Here is an 18,274-nt window from a genome sequence, read left to right on the forward strand (position 1 = left end):
TTTTCCACGACAGGAGTTGAGTATGGAATTCAGTAATCCCTTCGACGATCCGCAGGGACAGTTCTTTATTCTGCAAAATTTGCAGCGTCATTTTAGCCTCTGGCCACAGCAATGTGCGTTACCCAAGGGATGGCTGGTGGTTTTTGGACCCCAGCCGCAGGAGGTCTGCCAGCAATGGCTGGAGCACCGCTGGACGACATTAACACCAGCGCATTTTACTCTTGATCAGGAGGCGCAATGAGCCAACGTCTACCGCTTGTCGCCGCTCAGCCTGGTATCTGGATGGCAGAAAAACTCTCCTCGTTACCTTCCGCCTGGAGCGTAGCCCACTATGTTGCGCTAACTGGCGAGCTGGATGCCCCTCTGCTGGCGCGCGCCGCCGTGGCCGGAATGCAGCAGGCGGACACCTTACGGTTGCGTTTTACCGAAGATAATGGCGAGGTCTGGCAGTGGGTCGATGAATCGCTGACCTTTGCCGAACCGGAAAGGGTCGATCTGCGCAGCGCCACAAACCCGCATGAAGCTGCGCTGGCGTTGATGCAGGCCGATCTACAGCAAAACCTGCGCGTTGATGGCGGTAAACCTCTGGCGTTTCATCAGTTGATTCAGGTCGACGACAGGCAGTGGTACTGGTATCAGCGTTACCATCATTTGCTGGTGGATGGCTTCAGTTTTCCCGCTATTACCCGCCAAATTGCCGCGATTTATTGTGCATGGCAGCGCAAAGAATCCACGCCCGCTTCTCCCTTTACGCCGTTTTCGGAGGTAGTGGAAGAGTATCAGCAGTATCGTCAGAGCGAAGCCTGGCAGCGAGACGGCGCGTTCTGGGCTCAGCAGCGGCGAGAGTTACCGCCTCCTGCGTCGATTTCGCCCGCACCGCTGCCGGGACGGGCGGCAACGTCAGAAATTCTGCGCCTGAAGCTCAATGCGCCTGTAGGGGAATTCCGTCGGCTGGCGGCGCAGATGCCTGAGGTGCAGCGGACCGATCTGGCGCTGGCGCTGGTAGCGCTCTGGCTGGGGCGCTTGTGCAGTCGAAGGGAATATGCCGCAGGCTTCATTTTTATGCGTCGCATGGGCTCGGCTGCGTTAACTGCCAGCGGGCCGGTGCTCAACGTGTTACCGCTGGGGGTGCGTATTGAGGCCGCAGAAACGCTGGGGGAACTGGCGAAACGGTTGTCAGGACAACTGAAGACTATGCGACGTCACCAGCGCTACGACGCGGAACAGATCCAGCGTGACAGCGGACGCGCGGCGGGCGAGGAGCCACTGTTTGGTCCAGTCCTGAACGTTAAAGTTTTTGATTATCAAATTGCTATTCCCGGCATACAGGCGCATACCCATACGCTGGCAACCGGACCGGTCAACGACCTGGAGCTGGCGCTGTTCCCGGATGACGAGGGTGGGCTGAGCATTGAGCTCCTCGCCAATCGCCAACGCTACGATGAAGCGACGCTGAGCCGTCATGCCGAACGGTTAATGGCGCTGATCGCGCAGTTTGCCGCGCAGCCCAACCTGTGCTGTGGCAATGCCGACATGATGCTGCCTGCGGAATCTCAACTGCTGGAGAGCATAGGCGCAACGACGGTAGCAATCCCTGAAACAACGCTGAGCGCGCTGGTGGCAGAGCAGGCCAGTAGGACGCCGGATGCGCCTGCGCTGGCGGATGCCCGCTATCAGTTCAGCTATCGCGAAATGCGCGAGCAGGTGGTGGCGCTGGCGCGATTACTGTGCGAACACGGCGTAAAGCCTGGCGACAGCGTTGCCGTCGCCTTGCCGCGCTCTGTCTTTCTTACGCTGGCGCTGCATGGCATCGTTGAGGCCGGCGCGGCATGGCTGCCGCTGGATACGGGTTATCCGGACGATCGGCTACGGATGATGCTGGAAGATGCGCAGCCGACGTTGCTGATCACCACCGAAGAGCAACTTCCACGCTTTGGCGCGATGCCGGGGCTGGAAAGCCTGTGCTACAACGCCCCGCTGAACGCTGAAGAGGGCACGCCACTGGCGTTATCTCAGCCGCACCATACGGCCTATATTATTTTTACCTCCGGGTCGACGGGCAGGCCAAAAGGAGTAATGGTGGGACAAACGGCCATCGTCAACCGTCTGCTGTGGATGCAACACCAGTACCCACTGACGGCAAACGACGTTGTGGCGCAAAAAACGCCATGTAGCTTTGACGTCTCGGTATGGGAATTTTTCTGGCCATTTATTGCCGGGGCAAAGCTGGTCATGGCGGAACCTGAGGCGCACCGCGATCCGCTCGCCATGCAGCGCTTCTTCGCCCAATACGGAGTGACAACGACCCACTTTGTCCCATCGATGCTGGCAGCATTTGTTGCTTCGCTGACGACGGAAAGCGCGCGGGATAGCTGCGCCACGTTACAGCAGGTGTTCTGCAGCGGCGAAGCATTACCTGCTGACTTATGCCGCGAATGGGACCAGTTGACCCATGTGCCACTGCACAACCTGTATGGTCCCACGGAGGCGGCGGTGGACGTAAGCTGGTATCCGGCCTGGGGTGATGAACTGGCAAATGTGAGCGGCAGCAGCGTACCGATTGGTTTTCCGGTCTGGAATACCGGGTTGCGTATTCTGGACGCCATGATGCATCCGGTGCCCTTGGGCGTAGCGGGGGATCTTTATCTCACCGGTATTCAGCTCGCGCAGGGGTATTTGGGGCGACCGGATCTGACAGCGAGCCGCTTTATTGCCGATCCCTTTGCCCCCGGTGAGCGGATGTATCGCACCGGGGACGTGGCACGCTGGCTGGAAAATGGCGCAGTTGAATATTTAGGCCGTAGCGACGACCAGCTTAAAATTCGCGGTCAACGCATCGAACTGGGTGAAATTGAACGCGTCATGCAGGCGCTGCCGGATGTCGAACAGGCGGTGGCTCATGCCTGCGTCTTTAATCAGGCGGCAGCGACGGGGGGCGATGCCCGTCAACTGGTGGGCTATCTGGTGTCGCAGTCAGGCCTGCCCCTTGATATTCCCACGCTTCAGGCGCAGCTACGCGATAAACTGCCGGCGCACATGGTACCGGTCGTATTACTGCAACTTTCGCAACTGCCGCTTAGCGCTAACGGCAAACTGGATCGTAAAGCGTTACCGATGCCGACGCTGGCGCCGCGTACAAAAGGACGGGCGCCGTTGCCAGGCAGCGAAACCACGGTTGCCACCGCGTTCAGTGCGCTTCTCGGCTGTGAAGTTAACGACGTTGAGGCCGATTTCTTTGCCCTCGGCGGTCATTCACTGCTGGCAATGAAGCTGGCAGCGCAACTGAGCCGGATCTGTGACCGCCAGGTCACGCCGGGGCAGGTCATGGTGGCATCCACAGTGTCAGAATTGGCGGCGCTGCTGGATGCGGATGATCGGACTCAGGCGCAGCGTCTGGGGTTTGAAACGCTACTGGCGCTGCGAAAAAGCAACGGGCCGACGCTGTTCTGCTTTCATCCGGCGTCAGGGTTTGCCTGGCAGTTTAGCGTACTGTCGCGTTATCTCAGCCCACAGTGGTCGATTGTCGGTATCCAGTCGCCGCGCCCGGATGGCCCGATGCAAACGGCCGCCGACCTGGATGCGGTCTGTGAGCAACATTTAGCAACGCTCCGCGCACAACAACCGCATGGCCCGTATTACCTGCTGGGTTATTCCCTTGGCGGAACGCTGGCGCAGGGGATTGCGGCGCGACTACGGGCGCGAGGTGAAACGGTCGATTTCCTCGGCCTGCTGGATACCTGGCCGCCGGAAACGCAAAACTGGTCGCAGAAAGAGGCCAATGGCCTGGATCCGCAAGTGCTGGCGGAAATCGACCGTGAGCGCGAAGTGTTTCTTGCCGCGCAGCAGGGGAATGCGTCAGGCGAATTATTTAGCATGATAGAGGGCAATTACGCTGACGCCGTTCGTCTGCTTACCACCGCGCACAGCGTTCCGTTTGACGGGCGCGCCACGCTGTTTGTTGCCGAGCGCACCCTGCCGGAAGGGGTAACTCCAGAGCACAGTTGGTCGCCGTGGATTAAAAATCTGGATATTTATCGACTGGACTGTGCGCATGTGGAAATTATTTCGCCGGCGGCGTTTGAAAAAATAGGCCCGGTGATTGCGCAGCGGCTTAATTCAGTATAAGCACATTTTTATTCTCCGGAAAAACCCATAATAAATATCTATTATTGTGGGTTTTTTATTTTATTTAATTATAGTAATGGTAAAAATATATCCGCTAAAGCGGAACAAATTCTGAATGCGAGGCGCATAAAACAATATTTTCTCGGGTTATTCTTATATTTTGCTAGACTCGGAAAGAATGTTCATAATTGTACTTGCGGCAGGATTCACAGCATGCCTTCACTTAAGCTTAATCAGCATAAAGAATCTGAGTTTACGGCCTATCATCAGGCTTCTTCTCCCTTTCATGAAATTGACCTTCTTGATTTGCTGGACGTCTTATGGCGGGCTAAAACGCGGATCCTCAGCACGGTTTTTCTCTTCGTTATCGTCGCATTGCTTATTTCTTTCCTGCTTCCAGAGCGCTGGACCAGCAATGCGGTCATCACGCCTGCAGAGTCAATCCAGTGGCGGACGCTGGAGAACGAACTCGCGCAGTTGCGCGCGCTGGACGTTGATATAGAACTGAAGCAGGAAGAAGTTTTTTCTCTTTTCATCAAAAAATTCAACTCGCTGACCTTGCTGGAGTCATATCTGCAAAGCTCGCCGGACATTATGAACGCACTGAACGGGGCCGAGAGCGAGCCGGGCGATTTGCATCAGGCGATTGTCGCGGTCAGTGAAAGAATGAAAGCCGTCAATAATGATGAGAAAAAGAAAGTCGGTGAACCGTTATTTGCGTCCTGGACATTAAGTTTTACCGCACCGGAAGCCCACGAAGCGCAAAGCATACTGGCTGGATATATTCAGTATATTTCTGATTTAGTGGTGAACGATACATTGGACGATGTCCGTCTGAAGCTTGACGTGAAAACGCGGTTTGAACAAGAGAAGCTTATTCAGGAAGAGATAAAAATAAAAAACCAGCGCGAAGCGAATATTAATCGCCTTAATTATGCGCTGGAAATAGCGAACGCGGCTGGGATTAAAAAACCGGTTTACAGTCATGGGCTGGCGGTCAAAGACGATCCGGATTACGCTATTTCGCTCGGCGCGGATGGTATTGCCAAAAAACTGCAGATTGAAAAATCGGTAACCGACCCGGCGCAGATGAATGCTGAACTGCGCGATCATCAGTTTCGGGTTAAGCAACTTGAGGCGTTAAAAATAGAGGAACTGGCGTTCCGGCCTTTCCGCTATCAGTTGCAGCCTTCGCTGCCTGTACAAAAAGAGGGGCCGGGGAAAGCGCTGATTCTTGTTCTGGCGGGGCTGTTAGGCGGCATATTAGCCTGCGGGGGCGTACTGCTACGCCATGCGATGGCTTCTCGTCAAAAAGCCACACAACAAACGCTTCCCGCCTCCTCACTGTAGCGCTCTCTCCTCAGGCCCGCTGTCCGGGCCTGATCACGTTATGCCCCCTGGCGACCCAGCGGAACAACCAGCGGCGTACCTGCAACCGGATCGGCGATAATCGTACAGCGCAGTCCGTATATTTTCTCAATCAACGCCGGCGTGACAATCTCTTTTGGCGCGCCTTCTGCGACAATTTTTCCTTCCCGCAGCGCGATCAAATGCGTGGCATACCGGCAGGCCTGGTTGAGGTCATGCAGCACCGCCGCAAGGGTGTAGCCTTTCTCGCGATTGAGTTCGCTCAACAGTTCCAGAAGGTCAATCTGATGGCTGATATCCAGCCAGGTGGTCGGTTCATCCAGCAGCATAATCGATGTTTCCTGCGCCAACACCATGGCGATCCATGCGCGCTGACGCTGGCCACCGGAAAGCGTATCCACGCTCTGCGCTGCCAGTGCTGTTATTCCGGTGGCGCGCATCGCACAGGCGACGGCGTCCTCATCTTCTTTACGCCAGCGGGTAAACAGCGGCTGATGCGGATAGCGACCGCGTGCCACCAGTTCCTGCACGGTGATATCACCCGGCGTGGTGGCATTTTGCGCGAGCAGACCGATGCGTCTGGCCACCTCTTTGCTGGGGTAGCGCTGAATAGGTTCACCATCCAGCCAGACGTGACCGCCGGCAGGCGTCATCAGGCGGCTCAGGGTGCGCAACAGTGTCGATTTCCCGCAGCCGTTTGGCCCGATAATCGCCGTGAAATGACCGTCCGGAATCGACACGGTAAGGTTTTCTGCAACGGTGAATTTTCCATATCCCAGCGTCAGCTGGTCGCCGCGCAAACGGGCTACTGATTCGGTCATTTTTTGCGGGACTCCTGAATTAACAAGACGATAAGATAAATACCGCCAAGGCTTACGGTCACCACACCCACCGGAAGCTGATAAGGCATGAATAGCTGCTGCGCGCAGAGATCGGCCGCCAACAGCAAAAGCGCGCCGCAGAGCGCGGCTTGAGTCAGTCCCCAACGGGCGGTGCCGCTCAGACGACGGGCAATGTGTGGGGCCACCAATGCAATAAATGAGATGGGGCCAGCCAGCGCGGTGCCCGCGGCGGTTAACACAACGGCTACCAGCATCAGGGTTAATCGCGAACGCTCAACGCTGACGCCCAGCGCACAGGCGCTGTCATCGCCCATCTCCAGCAGCCGTAATCGGCGGACAAGCAATCCCGCACAGAGAAGCATCAGGAGAATCACCGGCGCGGCAGGCCAGGTCCTGGCCCATGTCAGCCCGTTAAGCGATCCGGCGTTCCATAACCCTGCGGTGACTGCCGTCTCCAGTGAGGCTTGCAGCAGCAGCCAGGTGTTAAAAGCCACCAGCATGGCGCGCACGCCGATACCGATAATAATCAGGCGGAAGGTTTCGATGCCGTTGCGCCAGGCCAGCAGCCAGACCACAACAGAGGTCACAATACCGCCGAGCATTGCCGCCAGCGTGATGGCTGTCAGGTTCTGACCAAACAGTACCATTGCCACCAGCACGCCGCTCCAGGCTCCGGTATTGAATCCCATCACGTCCGGACTGCCGAGCGGGTTACGCATTATCGACTGAAAAATGGCGCCGCTAACGCCCAACGCTGCGCCAATCAGCAGGGCCATCAGTACGCGCGGTAGACGCCACTCGGTCACCACCATTGCTATGCCACGTGGCGCATCGCCCAACAGGGCGGCAATGATTTGCGCGGTGTCGAGTGACACAGCGCCGCTGCGCAGGCTCCAGATACCCACGAACACACAGCCGAGTACCAGTAGCAGACAACAGCTCAGCAGGCGACGGGAAACGTGCATCATGCGGCACCTCGCTGACGGCGACGTACCAGAAAGATCAACACCGGCGCGCCAATAAAGGCGCTGACCACCGATACGCGAAGTTCACCGGGGACAATAAGACGGCCAATAATATCGGCAAACAGCAACAGTGCAGGGGTGGCGAGCAGCGTGACGGGCAGCGACCAGCGGTGATCGGCTCCCACCATCCAGCGCGACATATGTGGCATCATCAGGCCGATAAAGGCGATCGGTCCGACGATTGCCGTGGCGCTACCGCACAGGACGGTAATGGTCAGCAGGCCGATGAGTTGGGTACGTGCGACCTTGCTGCCAAGCGCCGTCGCGGTATCGCTGCCCAGACTCAGGCTGTTTAGCGCACGGCTGAGCAGCAGTGCCGTTGTTCCGGCAATCAGCACCGGCACGATAACCACTTTAAGGGTGTGCAGGCTGCGGATGTCCAGCGAACCGGCCTGCCAGAAGCGCAGTTGATCATACACATCCGGGTTGAGTAGGGCGATGCCGCTGGTCAGCCCTTCAAGGACGGCAGCGAGGGCCACTCCCGCCAGCGTCAGGCGCACCGGGCTAAGCTGTCCTCCTCCCTGGCTGCCGGTAAAGGCGACAATCAATGAGGCGACCAGTGCGCCCGCGAAGGCCATCACCAGTTGCTCCTGGGGCGTTGAGAAACCAAACAGCGCCGCGCCCAGCACAATGGCAAAACTGGCGCCGGCGTTCACACCGAGCAGTCCGGGGTCAGCCAGAGGGTTGCGGGTAAGAGTCTGCATTAACGCGCCGGCAAGTCCCAGTGCGCCGCCTGCCAGCAACCCGGCAAGAGTACGCGGCAGCCGCGCATCCAGCACGATGGTGCAATCCGCGCTTTGACAGCTACCGCTGAGCGCTTGCAGAACAACGGAGGTCGGTAGGGGCTTTGCCCCGATGATGAGACTTAATGCCGTGGCGAGAACCAGTAATAACAGTAATCCGGGCACGGCAAAGGCGCGCGTCACGGAAACAGAGCATGACATAATAAACATCCCTGATAATGATAGTAATTATCGTTATCGATCTTATTTGGTTATGTTAGCATGTGCAGCCATCGAATGGATAATGAAATAAAAAGCGTATTAAGGCTTTGTAATGAATCGACAATCCTGGCTGCTCAATCTCAGTTTGCTTAAAACCCACCCGGCGTTTCGCGCGGTGTTTCTTGCTCGTTTTATCTCCATTGTTTCGCTCGGACTACTCGGCGTGGCGGTTCCGGTACAGATCCAGATGATGACGCACTCAACCTGGCAGGTCGGTCTTTCGGTCACGCTGACCGGCAGCGCGATGTTCGTCGGACTGATGGTGGGCGGCGTACTGGCCGACCGCTATGAGCGTAAAAAAGTGATCCTTCTGGCTCGCGGCACCTGCGGTATTGGTTTTATTGGTCTGTGTCTGAACGCAATGCTGCCGGAGCCGTCACTGATCGCCATTTATCTGTTGGGGCTTTGGGACGGATTTTTTGCCTCACTGGGCGTGACGGCACTGCTTGCGGCCACGCCGACGCTGGTCGGGCGTGAAAACCTGATGCAGGCCGGTGCCATTACCATGCTGACCGTGCGCCTTGGCTCCGTGCTTTCACCAATGCTGGGCGGGCTGCTGCTTGCCAGCGGCGGCGTGGTCTGGAACTACGGGCTGGCGGCGGCAGGAACGTTTATTACATTACTCCCGCTGCTGAGCCTTCCGCCGCTCCCGCCGCCCCCGTCGCCGCGTGAACATCCGCTGAAGTCCCTGCTGACAGCGTTTCGCTTTTTGCTTGCCAGTCCGCTTATCGGCGGGATTGCGCTGCTCGGTGGATTGATGACGATGGCAAGTGCGGTACGCGTGCTCTATCCGGCGCTGGCGATGCACTGGCAGATGTCGGCAGCGCAGATTGGCCTGCTGTACGCTGCGATCCCGCTCGGGGCGGCGATCGGTGCGCTCACCAGTGGGCAACTGGCGCAGAGTGTGCGACCGGGACTGATTATGCTGGCCTCCACGGTGGGATCGTTTTTTGCGATTGGCCTGTTTGCCCTGATGCCCGTCTGGGCGTTGGGCGTGGTCTGTCTGGCGCTGTTTGGCTGGCTCAGTGCGATCAGTTCTTTATTGCAGTACACGATGTTGCAAACCCAGACTCCGGAAAACATGTTAGGGCGTATAAATGGGTTGTGGACCGCACAGAACGTGACGGGCGACGCCATCGGTGCGGCGCTGTTAGGTGGAATGGGGTCGATGTTGACCCCGGTCGCTTCGGCGAGCGTCAGCGGATTTGGGTTGGTGCTGGTTGGTTTGTTGCTCATGCTGCTGTTGAGCGAGCTGCGTCGTTTTCGTCAGCAGCCCGTGAGTGCCTGATGGCGCTGCGCTTATCAGGCCTACGGCACAGGTTTTATAGGCCGGATAAGGCGCAAGCCACCATCCGGCAATGGTGGTTAAAACAACTCAGCGAGGCGGTCTAATACCCGCATTGCGCTGTAATAATCAAGGCGGAAGGATTCCGTGCCCAGCGCATACACGCGCTTATTCTGTACCGCTGGCAGGTGCGCCAGCAGCGGGTTCGCGTAAATTGCCTGTTCGTCTTTGCTGTCACCAGCAAACAGGAAAAGCGCTTCCCCATTCAACCCGGCCGCCAGGTTTTCACCGCCAAGCTGGATGATGTCATGTCGTTTGCCCTGGCTCTGGCTGGCATTCAGTCCTGCGGGGAGCGTAGCCAGCGAAAAGCCAAGTTGCTCCAGCATCTGGCCCTGCGCGGATTCCGGCGTCCACAGGTTGGCGCTGTGGGCAGCAGCAGTGTAAACCAGCGCGCTCACCGGTTGTGGTGGCAATGTAAGCTGTTGCTTAACAATGGCTAGTTGCGTTTCAAATTCGGCAATGCGCGCGGCGGCCTGCGTTTCCTGCCCCGTAATCTCACCCAACTGCGTCAGAAGCGCCTGCCAGCTTTTATCGTCGTAGTTGATGACCAGCGTCGGGGCGATAGCTGAAAGCTGATCGTACAGCGCCAGCGCGGAGTCGCCGCCGGTGGCGCTGATCAGAATAAGGTCGGGCATCTGCGCCGCGACGGCTTCGGCACTCGGTTCACCGATATACAGACGCGTCAGCTTACGTGCTTTCGCCACGTCACCCCACTGGCGTAAAAATCCCTGATCGTCAGCCACCCGGTTATTAGGCGTGGTGGCACCGCTGGCAACCACTGGCGCATCAATGGCCAGCAGCGAACCGGTGAGCGTAACGCTGGTAGAAACAATGCGTGCTGGCTTGCTTTCCAGCGTGTGCGTTCCTCGACTGTCGATAATCTGCCGTGGCCAGTCGGCGGCATGGGCTAAGGAGAATCCGAAAACAAAAAGCATGATGAGTAGCCCAGAGAGGGGAAAGCGTCTCACAAATCAGTTCCTGCGATGAGTTATTAATGCTTCTCATTTTCATTATTAAGCCTGAGAGATGCAAGCTTTCATCGGCAATTGTGAAACGGAGGGAGTTGACATAACGACTGTTTGCTTTTAGGTTAGCGTCCGAAAATATAAATGATAATCATTATTAATATCATTATTGGAGGATGGTATGGATACGTCACTGGCCGAGGAAGTACAGCAGACCATGGCAACACTGGCACCGAATTGCTTTTTCTTTATGTCGCCGTATCGCAGCTTTACCACGTCAGGATGCTTCGCCCGTTTTTCTGAACCCGCCGTGGACGGCGACTCACCGGATAGCCCCTTCCAACAACAATTACAACAGCGGTTTGCCGAGGCCAAAGCGCACGGCATCGTTAACCCTGTGATGGTCGGTGCGATTCCTTTCGACACTCGCCAGCCGTCATCCCTGTTTATCCCGGAATCCTGGGCGCCATTTTCGCGCCAGGAAAAACAAAAGTCATCGCGCTATTTTACCGGGCATCAGTCGCTGAACGTGACGGCACGTAAGGCCATCCCTGAGCAGGCCACCTTCGAGGAGATGGTGTCACGCGCTGCGCAACTGACGGCGACGCCGGAAGTCGACAAAGTGGTGTTGTCGCGACTGATCGATATCACGACGGATGAAGAGATCAACAGCGGCGCGCTGCTGGAGCGTCTGGTGGCGCAAAACCCTGTTAGTTACAACTTCCATGTCCCCCTGGAGGATGGCAGCGTGCTGCTGGGAGCAAGTCCGGAACTGCTGCTGCGCAAAGAGGGGAATGGCTTCAGTTCACTGCCGCTGGCGGGTTCAGCGCGTCGTCAGCCAGATGACGTGCTGGATCGGGAGGCGGGAAACCGTCTGCTGGCATCAGAAAAAGATCGTCACGAACACGACCTGGTGACCCAGGCAATGAAAGCGGTACTGCGCGATCGCAGCAGTGAACTGCAACTGCCTTCCTCACCCCAGTTGATCACCACCCCGACGCTCTGGCATCTCGGCACCCCGTTTGTGGGCAAAGCAAATGCGCAGGAAAACGCCCTGACGCTGGCCTGTTTGCTGCACCCGACGCCAGCGTTGAGCGGCTTCCCGCACCTGGCGGCGAAGGCAGCGATTGCTGAGCTGGAGCCCTTTGACCGTGAGCTATTTGGCGGCATCGTCGGCTGGTGTGACGCCGAAGGTAATGGCGAGTGGGTGGTGACTATCCGCTGCGCCAAATTGCACAAAAATCAGGTGCGGCTGTTTGCGGGCGCAGGAATTGTACCTGCGTCTTCCCCGGTGGGGGAATGGCGCGAAACGGGCGCCAAACTCTCCACGATGTTGAATGTGTTGGGCTTGCATTAAGGAGCGATGATGAGCATTCCGTTCACCCGATGGCCTGATGAATTTGCCCGTCGCTATCGTGAAAAAGGCTACTGGCAGGATCTGCCATTGACCGACATACTGACCCGCCACGCCCAAAGCGACGCTGCTGCGGTCATTGATGGCGAACGCCAGTTTAGCTATCGGCAGCTTAATCAGGCGGCGGATCACCTTGCCAGCACGCTCGCTCGTCAGGGGATCAAACCCGGCGAAACCGCGCTGGTCCAGTTGGGCAATGTCGCAGAACTGTACATCACCTTTTTTGCGCTGCTGAAGCTTGGCGTCGCGCCGGTGCTGGCGCTGTTCAGCCATCAACGTAATGAGCTTACCGCTTACGCCAGCCAGATCGAACCCGCGCTGTTGATTGCCGATCGCCAGCACGCGCTGTTTGCGAACGACGATTTTTTGAACGCCTTTATTGCCCGGCAAGACTCTGTTCGCGTTGTGCATCTGCTTAATGATGCCGGTGAGCATTGTCTGCAAGCGGCGATTGAGCAGCCTGCGCTGAATTTTATCGCAACACCTTCACCCGCAGATGAAGTGGCGTACTTCCAGTTGTCTGGCGGGACCACCGGTACGCCGAAGCTGATCCCGCGAACCCATAATGACTATTACTACAGCGTTCGCCGTAGCAATGAGATTTGTCATTTTACCGCCGGAACGCGCTTTTTATGCGCAATCCCGGCCGCGCATAACTACGCCATGAGTTCGCCCGGCGCGTTGGGCGTGTTTCTCGCCGGAGGGACGGTGGTATTGGCCACCGACCCGAGCGCGACGCTGTGCTTTCCGCTAATTGAAAAGCATCAGGTCAATGCAACGGCGCTGGTGCCGCCAGCGGTGAGCCTGTGGCTACAGGCGATCAACGAGTGGGGCAGCAACGCGCAACTGGCCTCGCTGAAGCTGTTACAGGTCGGCGGCGCAAGGCTTTCTGCCTCGCTTGCGGCGCGCATTCCGTTGGAGATCGGCTGCCAGCTTCAGCAGGTGTTCGGTATGGCGGAAGGCTTAGTGAACTACACCCGTCTGGATGACACCCCCGAGCGCATCATTCACACCCAGGGACGTCCAATGTGTCCGGACGATGAGGTCTGGGTAGCGGATGCTGACGGCAACCCGCTGCCGCAGGGGGAAACGGGAAGGCTGATGACGCGCGGGCCGTACACCTTTCGGGGCTATTTCAAGAGCCCTGAACATAATGCCAGCGCCTTTGATGCCAACGGTTTTTACTGCTCTGGCGATCTGATCTCTATCGATCCCGATGGCTATATCACCGTTCAGGGGCGCGAGAAAGATCAAATCAACCGTGGCGGCGAGAAGATTGCCGCCGAAGAGATCGAAAACCTGTTGCTGCGCCATCCGGCGGTGATCCATGCGGCGCTGGTCAGCATGGAAGATGAACTGCTGGGCGAGAAAAGCTGTGCGTATCTGGTGGTGAAAGAGCCACTGCGCGCGGTGCTGGTACGGCGCTTCCTGCGCGAGCAGGGCGTCGCAGAGTTCAAACTGCCGGATCGCGTTGAAACCGTTGAGGCGCTGCCTCTGACGCCGGTCGGTAAAGTCGATAAAAAACAATTACGTCAGTGGCTGGCAGCACGTCCGGCCTGAAGGAGAATACGCAATGGCAATCCCTAAATTGCAGGCTTACGCGCTGCCAACCGCGCTGGATATTCCGGCCAATAAAGTCACCTGGGCATTTGAACCCGATCGCGCGGCGCTGCTGATCCACGATATGCAGGACTACTTTGTCAGCTTCTGGGGTGAAAACTGCCCGATGATGGCGCAGGTGATCGCCAACATCGCCGCACTGCGCGACTACTGTAAAGCGCACAATATACCGGTCTATTACACCGCGCAGCCGAAAGAGCAGAGCGCTGAAGACCGCGCCTTGCTGAACGATATGTGGGGACCGGGGTTGACGCGCTCTCCGGAGCAGCAAAAGGTAGTGGCGGCGCTGGCACCGGATGAAGCGGATCACGTGCTGGTGAAATGGCGCTACAGCGCATTTCATCGTTCGCCGCTGGAACAAATGCTGAAAGAGACAGGGCGTAACCAGTTGTTGATCACCGGGGTGTATGCGCACATCGGCTGTATGACTACGGCAACGGATGCCTTCATGCGGGATATTCAGCCGTTTATGGTGGCGGATGCGCTGGCAGATTTTAGCCGTGAAGAGCATTTAATGTCGCTGAAGTATGTTGCCGGACGTTCAGGGCGCGTGGTGATGACCCAGGAACTGCTGCCGACGCCGGTACCCGCCACTAAAACCGAACTGCGAGCGCTGATCCTGCCGCTGCTGGATGAATCTGACGAGCCGCTGGACGACGAGAATCTGATTGACTATGGTCTGGACTCGGTGCGGATGATGGCGCTGGCAGCGCGCTGGCGCAAAGTTTACACCGATATCGACTTCGTGATGCTGGCGAAAAAACCGACCATTGACGCCTGGTGGACACTGTTATCCCGCGAGGTGCGTTAATGACGAGCTTCGATTTTCAGGGCAAAACGGTCTGGGTAACCGGTGCGGGAAAAGGGATTGGCTATGCCACCGCGCTGGCGTTTGCCCAGGTCGGCGCGCAGGTTATTGGGTTTGATCGCGAATTCTCACGCCAGGATTATCCGTTTACCACCGAAGTGATGGACGTGGCGGACGCTATGCAGGTCGCTGAAGTGTGTCAGCGCAGACTCGCGCAGACCGGGCGACTGGATGTGCTGGTGAATGCCGCCGGAATACTGCGGATGGGTAATACCGACGCGCTGAGCCGCGACGACTGGCAGCAGACCTTTGCGGTCAACGTCGGCGGCGCGTTTAACCTGTTCCAGCAAACCATGGCGCAGTTTCGTCGTCAGCAGGGTGGGGTGATTGTCACGGTTGCCTCGGATGCCGCGCATACGCCACGCATCGGCATGAGCGCCTACGGGGCGTCGAAAGCGGCGCTAAAAAGCCTCGCGCTGACCGTTGGGCTGGAACTGGCAGGATGCGGTGTGCGCTGTAACGTGGTGTCACCCGGTTCCACCGACACCGATATGCAGCGCACCCTTTGGGTCAGCGATGATGCCGAACAACAGCGCATTCGCGGCTTTGGCGAACAGTTTAAGCTCGGCATCCCGTTGGGCAAAATCGCGCGTCCGCAGGAGATCGCCAATACGATTATGTTCCTTGCCTCCGATCTGGCCAGCCATATCACGCTACAGGATATTGTTGTGGACGGCGGCTCGACGCTGGGGGCGTAACCATGATCTGGAAACGGCATTTAACGCTGGAAGAACTGAACACCACCAGTCTGGATACGATGGTGGCGCATTTAGGCATTGTCTATACCCGCCTGGGCGACGAGACGCTGGAAGCGGAGATGCCAGTGGATGCCCGAACGCATCAACCGTTTGGCCTGTTACATGGCGGAGCGTCGGCGGCGCTGGCGGAAACGCTGGGTTCAATGGCGGGCTACCTGATGACCCGCGACGGGCAGTGCGTCGTGGGCACGGAACTGAACGCGACGCACCACCGCGCGGTATCTCAGGGGAAAGTACGCGGCGTTTGCCAGCCGCTGCATCTGGGGCGACAGAACCAGAGTTGGGAAATCGTGGTGTTTGATGAACAGGGGCGGCGCTGTTGCACTTGCCGTCTGGGAACCGCGGTGTTGGGTTGAAGTCACTATTACTCGCGCAATTGCAGGGTTAACAGGTGAATGAAGTGATCCAGTTAACACTGCAATGTAAATAATTAGTGATGCATCAGGTTTGTGGAGTTGTCAGGTTGTTAAATCCGGAAAAGATGTTATAGAAACAAAATGTAACATCTTCTTCTCTGGAACATGCAAACGGATAACAACCATGAATAAATCAGGGAAATACCTCCTCTGGACCGTGCTCTCGATAATGGGTGCATTTGCTCTGGGCTATATCGCATTAAACCGTGGGGAACAGATTAACGCGCTGTGGATAGTGGTGGCGTCGGTCTGCATCTATCTTATCGCCTATCGTTTTTACGGACTGTACATTGCTAAAAATGTGCTGGCGGTTGACCCGACGCGCATGACGCCCGCAGTGCGTCATAACGACGGTCTGGACTATGTTCCGACGGATAAAAAAGTGCTGTTCGGTCACCATTTTGCCGCTATTGCCGGGGCGGGCCCGTTGGTGGGGCCGGTGCTGGCGGCGCAAATGGGCTATCTGCCGGGTATGATCTGGCTATTAGCCGGTGTGGTGCTGGCGGGTGCCGTACAGGATTTTATGGTGCTCTTTGTCTCTACCCGTCGTGACGGTCGCTCGCTGGGTGAACTGGTCAAAGAAGAGATGGGGCCAACCGCTGGCGTGATTGCGCTGGTGGCCTGCTTTATGATCATGGTGATCATTCTCGCGGTGCTGGCGATGATCGTGGTGAAAGCGCTGACCCACAGCCCGTGGGGAACCTACACCGTGGCGTTCACCATTCCGCTGGCGATCTTTATGGGGGTTTACCTGCGCTATCTGCGTCCGGGGCGCATTGGTGAAGTGTCGGTTATCGGACTGGTCTTCCTTGTCTTTGCGATTATCTCCGGTGGTTGGGTCGCAGAAAGCCCAACCTGGGCACCGTACTTTGACTTTACCGGCGTACAGTTGACCTGGATGCTGGTCGGCTACGGTTTCGTGGCGGCGGTTCTGCCGGTGTGGCTACTGCTGGCACCGCGTGATTATCTCTCCACCTTCCTGAAAATCGGCACCATTGTTGGGCTGGCGGTCGGCATTCTGATTATGCGCCCGACGCTAACGATGCCTGCGCTGACCAAATTTGTCGATGGCACTGGACCGGTGTGGACCGGTAACCTGTTCCCGTTCCTGTTTATTACCATCGCCTGTGGTGCCGTTTCTGGCTTCCACGCGCTGATTTCTTCTGGTACCACGCCGAAGATGCTGGCGAACGAAGGCCAGGCCTGTTTTATCGGCTACGGCGGGATGCTGATGGAATCCTTCGTCGCCATTATGGCGCTGGTGTCTGCCTGTATCATTGACCCGGGTGTTTACTTCGCGATGAACAGCCCAATGGCGGTGCTGGCACCGGCCGGAACCGCGGACGTTGTGGCGTCTGCTGCGCAGGTGGTGAGCAGTTGGGGCTTTGCGATTACGCCGGATACGCTGACGCAGATTGCCAACGATGTGGGTGAACAGTCTATTATTTCCCGCGCCGGTGGCGCTCCGACGCTGGCGGTCGGGATGGCGTATATTCTGCACGGCGCGCTGGGCGGAATGATGGATGTGGCCTTCTGGTATCACTTTGCGATTCTGTTTGAGGCGCTGTTCATTCTGACCGCCGTCGATGCCGGGACACGTGCGGCACGCTTTATGCTTCAGGATCTGCTGGGCGTGGTTTCTCCAGGGCTGAAACGTACTGATTCACTGCCGGCAAACCTGCTGGCGACGGCGCTGTGCGTGCTGGCGTGGGGTTACTTCCTGCATCAGGGGGTGGTCGATCCGTTAGGCGGTATTAATACCCTGTGGCCGCTATTTGGTATCGCCAACCAGATGCTGGCGGGAATGGCGCTAATGCTCTGTGCGGTGGTGCTGTTTAAGATGAAACGTCAGCGCTATGCATGGGTGGCGCTGGTACCAACGGCCTGGCTGCTGATCTGTACCCTGACGGCGGGCTGGCAGAAAGCCTTTAGTCCGGATGTGAAAGTTGGCTTCCTGGCGATTGCGAATAAATTCCAGTCGATGATCGACAGCGGCAATATTCCTGCGCAGTACACCGAATCTCAGCTGTCGCAACTGGTATTTAACAACCGTCTGGATGCCGGGCTGACCATCTTCTTCATGGTTGTGGTCGTGGTGCTGGCACTGTTCTCCATTAAGACGGCGCTGGCGGCGTTGAAAGAGGACAAACCAACGGCGAAAGAGACGCCGTATGAGCCGATGCCGGAAAACCTGGAAGAGATTGTCACCCAGGCGAAAGGCGCGCATTAATCACAGGGCCGGGCAGCGATGGCGCTGACCCGGCCGGATTCCTGTCAGGTGGTAAAGATGTTTGATACGTTATCGAAAGCCGGGAAATATTTAGGTCAGGCGGCGAAACTGATGATTGGCGTACCGGATTATGACAACTATGTTGCGCATATCCGTGCGACGCATCCGGAACAGACGCCGATGACCTATGAGGAGTTTTTCCGCGAAAGGCAGGATGCGCGATATGGTGGGAAAGGCGGCGCTCGCTGCTGCTAATGCTCTTAGTTACCGGATGGCGGCGGTAGCCTTATCCGG

The 18,274-nt window shown here is 57.4% G+C and carries 15 protein-coding genes; 11 read left to right on the forward strand and 4 right to left on the reverse strand.

Features of this window, described 5'->3' with window-relative positions:
- The first annotated feature begins 22 nt into the window (after window positions 1-22).
- From HVY19_RS06105 to wzz(fepE), 3 genes are all read left to right on the forward strand, one after another.
- The gene (locus HVY19_RS06105) at window positions 23-241 is read left to right on the forward strand and encodes an MbtH family NRPS accessory protein (RefSeq protein ID WP_181683465.1); all 219 of its coding nucleotides are present in this window, start codon (window positions 23-25) and stop codon (window positions 239-241) included.
- On the forward strand, window positions 238-4,125 hold the full coding sequence (entF, locus tag HVY19_RS06110; protein ID WP_181683466.1) for an enterobactin non-ribosomal peptide synthetase EntF: 3,888 nt from the start codon (window positions 238-240) through the stop codon (window positions 4,123-4,125). The genes HVY19_RS06105 and entF overlap by 4 nt, the downstream gene beginning before the upstream one ends.
- Window positions 4,126-4,338: 213 nt before the next feature.
- Entirely contained in the window at window positions 4,339-5,475 is a 1,137-nt protein-coding gene (wzz(fepE), locus tag HVY19_RS06115) for an LPS O-antigen length regulator Wzz(fepE) (RefSeq protein ID WP_181683467.1), read from the forward strand.
- Between the two features lie 38 nt (window positions 5,476-5,513).
- On the opposite strand, the gene fepC is transcribed toward wzz(fepE), so the two are convergent.
- From fepC to fepD, 3 genes are read right to left on the reverse strand one after another with little or no spacing between them, the layout of a single operon-like run.
- On the reverse strand, window positions 5,514-6,314 hold the full coding sequence (gene fepC / locus HVY19_RS06120) for an iron-enterobactin ABC transporter ATP-binding protein (RefSeq protein WP_181683468.1): 801 nt from the start codon (window positions 6,312-6,314) through the stop codon (window positions 5,514-5,516).
- Window positions 6,311-7,303 (reverse strand): iron-enterobactin ABC transporter permease, encoded by a 993-nt coding sequence (gene fepG / locus HVY19_RS06125; RefSeq protein ID WP_181683469.1) that lies wholly within the window; start codon window positions 7,301-7,303, stop codon window positions 6,311-6,313. Before fepG ends, fepC begins: the two co-directional genes overlap by 4 nt.
- Window positions 7,300-8,304 (reverse strand): Fe(3+)-siderophore ABC transporter permease, encoded by a 1,005-nt coding sequence (gene fepD, locus HVY19_RS06130; protein ID WP_181683470.1) that lies wholly within the window; start codon window positions 8,302-8,304, stop codon window positions 7,300-7,302. The genes fepG and fepD overlap by 4 nt, the downstream gene beginning before the upstream one ends.
- A gap of 112 nt (window positions 8,305-8,416) precedes the next feature.
- Between fepD and entS the strand changes: the two genes are divergently transcribed.
- Entirely contained in the window at window positions 8,417-9,652 is a 1,236-nt protein-coding gene (gene entS, locus HVY19_RS06135) for an enterobactin transporter EntS (protein WP_181683471.1), read from the forward strand.
- 77 nt (window positions 9,653-9,729) lie between these two features.
- On the opposite strand, the gene fepB is transcribed toward entS, so the two are convergent.
- Window positions 9,730-10,644, reverse strand: coding sequence for a Fe2+-enterobactin ABC transporter substrate-binding protein (fepB, locus tag HVY19_RS06140; protein ID WP_181684225.1), 915 nt, complete (start codon window positions 10,642-10,644; stop codon window positions 9,730-9,732).
- A gap of 211 nt (window positions 10,645-10,855) precedes the next feature.
- Here fepB and entC point away from each other — a divergent pair, with 211 nt between their 5' ends.
- The 7 genes from entC (at window position 10,856) to HVY19_RS06175 (ending at window position 18,235) form a co-directional block, all read left to right on the forward strand.
- Window positions 10,856-12,031 carry an isochorismate synthase EntC gene (gene entC, locus HVY19_RS06145; protein WP_181683472.1) on the forward strand — a complete coding sequence of 392 codons (1,176 nt, stop codon included), beginning with the start codon at window positions 10,856-10,858 and terminating at the stop codon, window positions 12,029-12,031.
- Window positions 12,032-12,040: 9 nt separating this feature from the next.
- Entirely contained in the window at window positions 12,041-13,648 is a 1,608-nt protein-coding gene (gene entE, locus HVY19_RS06150; protein ID WP_181684226.1) for a (2,3-dihydroxybenzoyl)adenylate synthase EntE, read from the forward strand.
- A gap of 13 nt (window positions 13,649-13,661) precedes the next feature.
- Window positions 13,662-14,519 (forward strand): isochorismatase, encoded by an 858-nt coding sequence (locus HVY19_RS06155; RefSeq protein ID WP_181683473.1) that lies wholly within the window; start codon window positions 13,662-13,664, stop codon window positions 14,517-14,519.
- Window positions 14,519-15,274: a 2,3-dihydro-2,3-dihydroxybenzoate dehydrogenase EntA gene (gene entA / locus HVY19_RS06160; protein ID WP_181683474.1), complete on the forward strand. Its 756-nt coding sequence runs from the start codon at window positions 14,519-14,521 to the stop codon at window positions 15,272-15,274. The genes HVY19_RS06155 and entA overlap by 1 nt, the downstream gene beginning before the upstream one ends.
- Window positions 15,275-15,276: 2 nt before the next feature.
- On the forward strand, window positions 15,277-15,690 hold the full coding sequence (entH, locus tag HVY19_RS06165) for a proofreading thioesterase EntH (protein ID WP_181683475.1): 414 nt from the start codon (window positions 15,277-15,279) through the stop codon (window positions 15,688-15,690).
- 184 nt (window positions 15,691-15,874) lie between these two features.
- The gene (gene cstA, locus HVY19_RS06170; RefSeq protein WP_181683476.1) at window positions 15,875-17,980 is read left to right on the forward strand and encodes a pyruvate/proton symporter CstA; all 2,106 of its coding nucleotides are present in this window, start codon (window positions 15,875-15,877) and stop codon (window positions 17,978-17,980) included.
- A 57-nt stretch (window positions 17,981-18,037) separates the two neighbouring features.
- Window positions 18,038-18,235 (forward strand): YbdD/YjiX family protein, encoded by a 198-nt coding sequence (locus tag HVY19_RS06175; RefSeq protein ID WP_181683477.1) that lies wholly within the window; start codon window positions 18,038-18,040, stop codon window positions 18,233-18,235.
- Window positions 18,236-18,274 lie beyond the last annotated feature (39 nt).

It is taken from the genome of Citrobacter sp. RHB25-C09, assembly GCF_013836145.1.
GTDB lineage: Bacteria > Pseudomonadota > Gammaproteobacteria > Enterobacterales > Enterobacteriaceae > Citrobacter_A.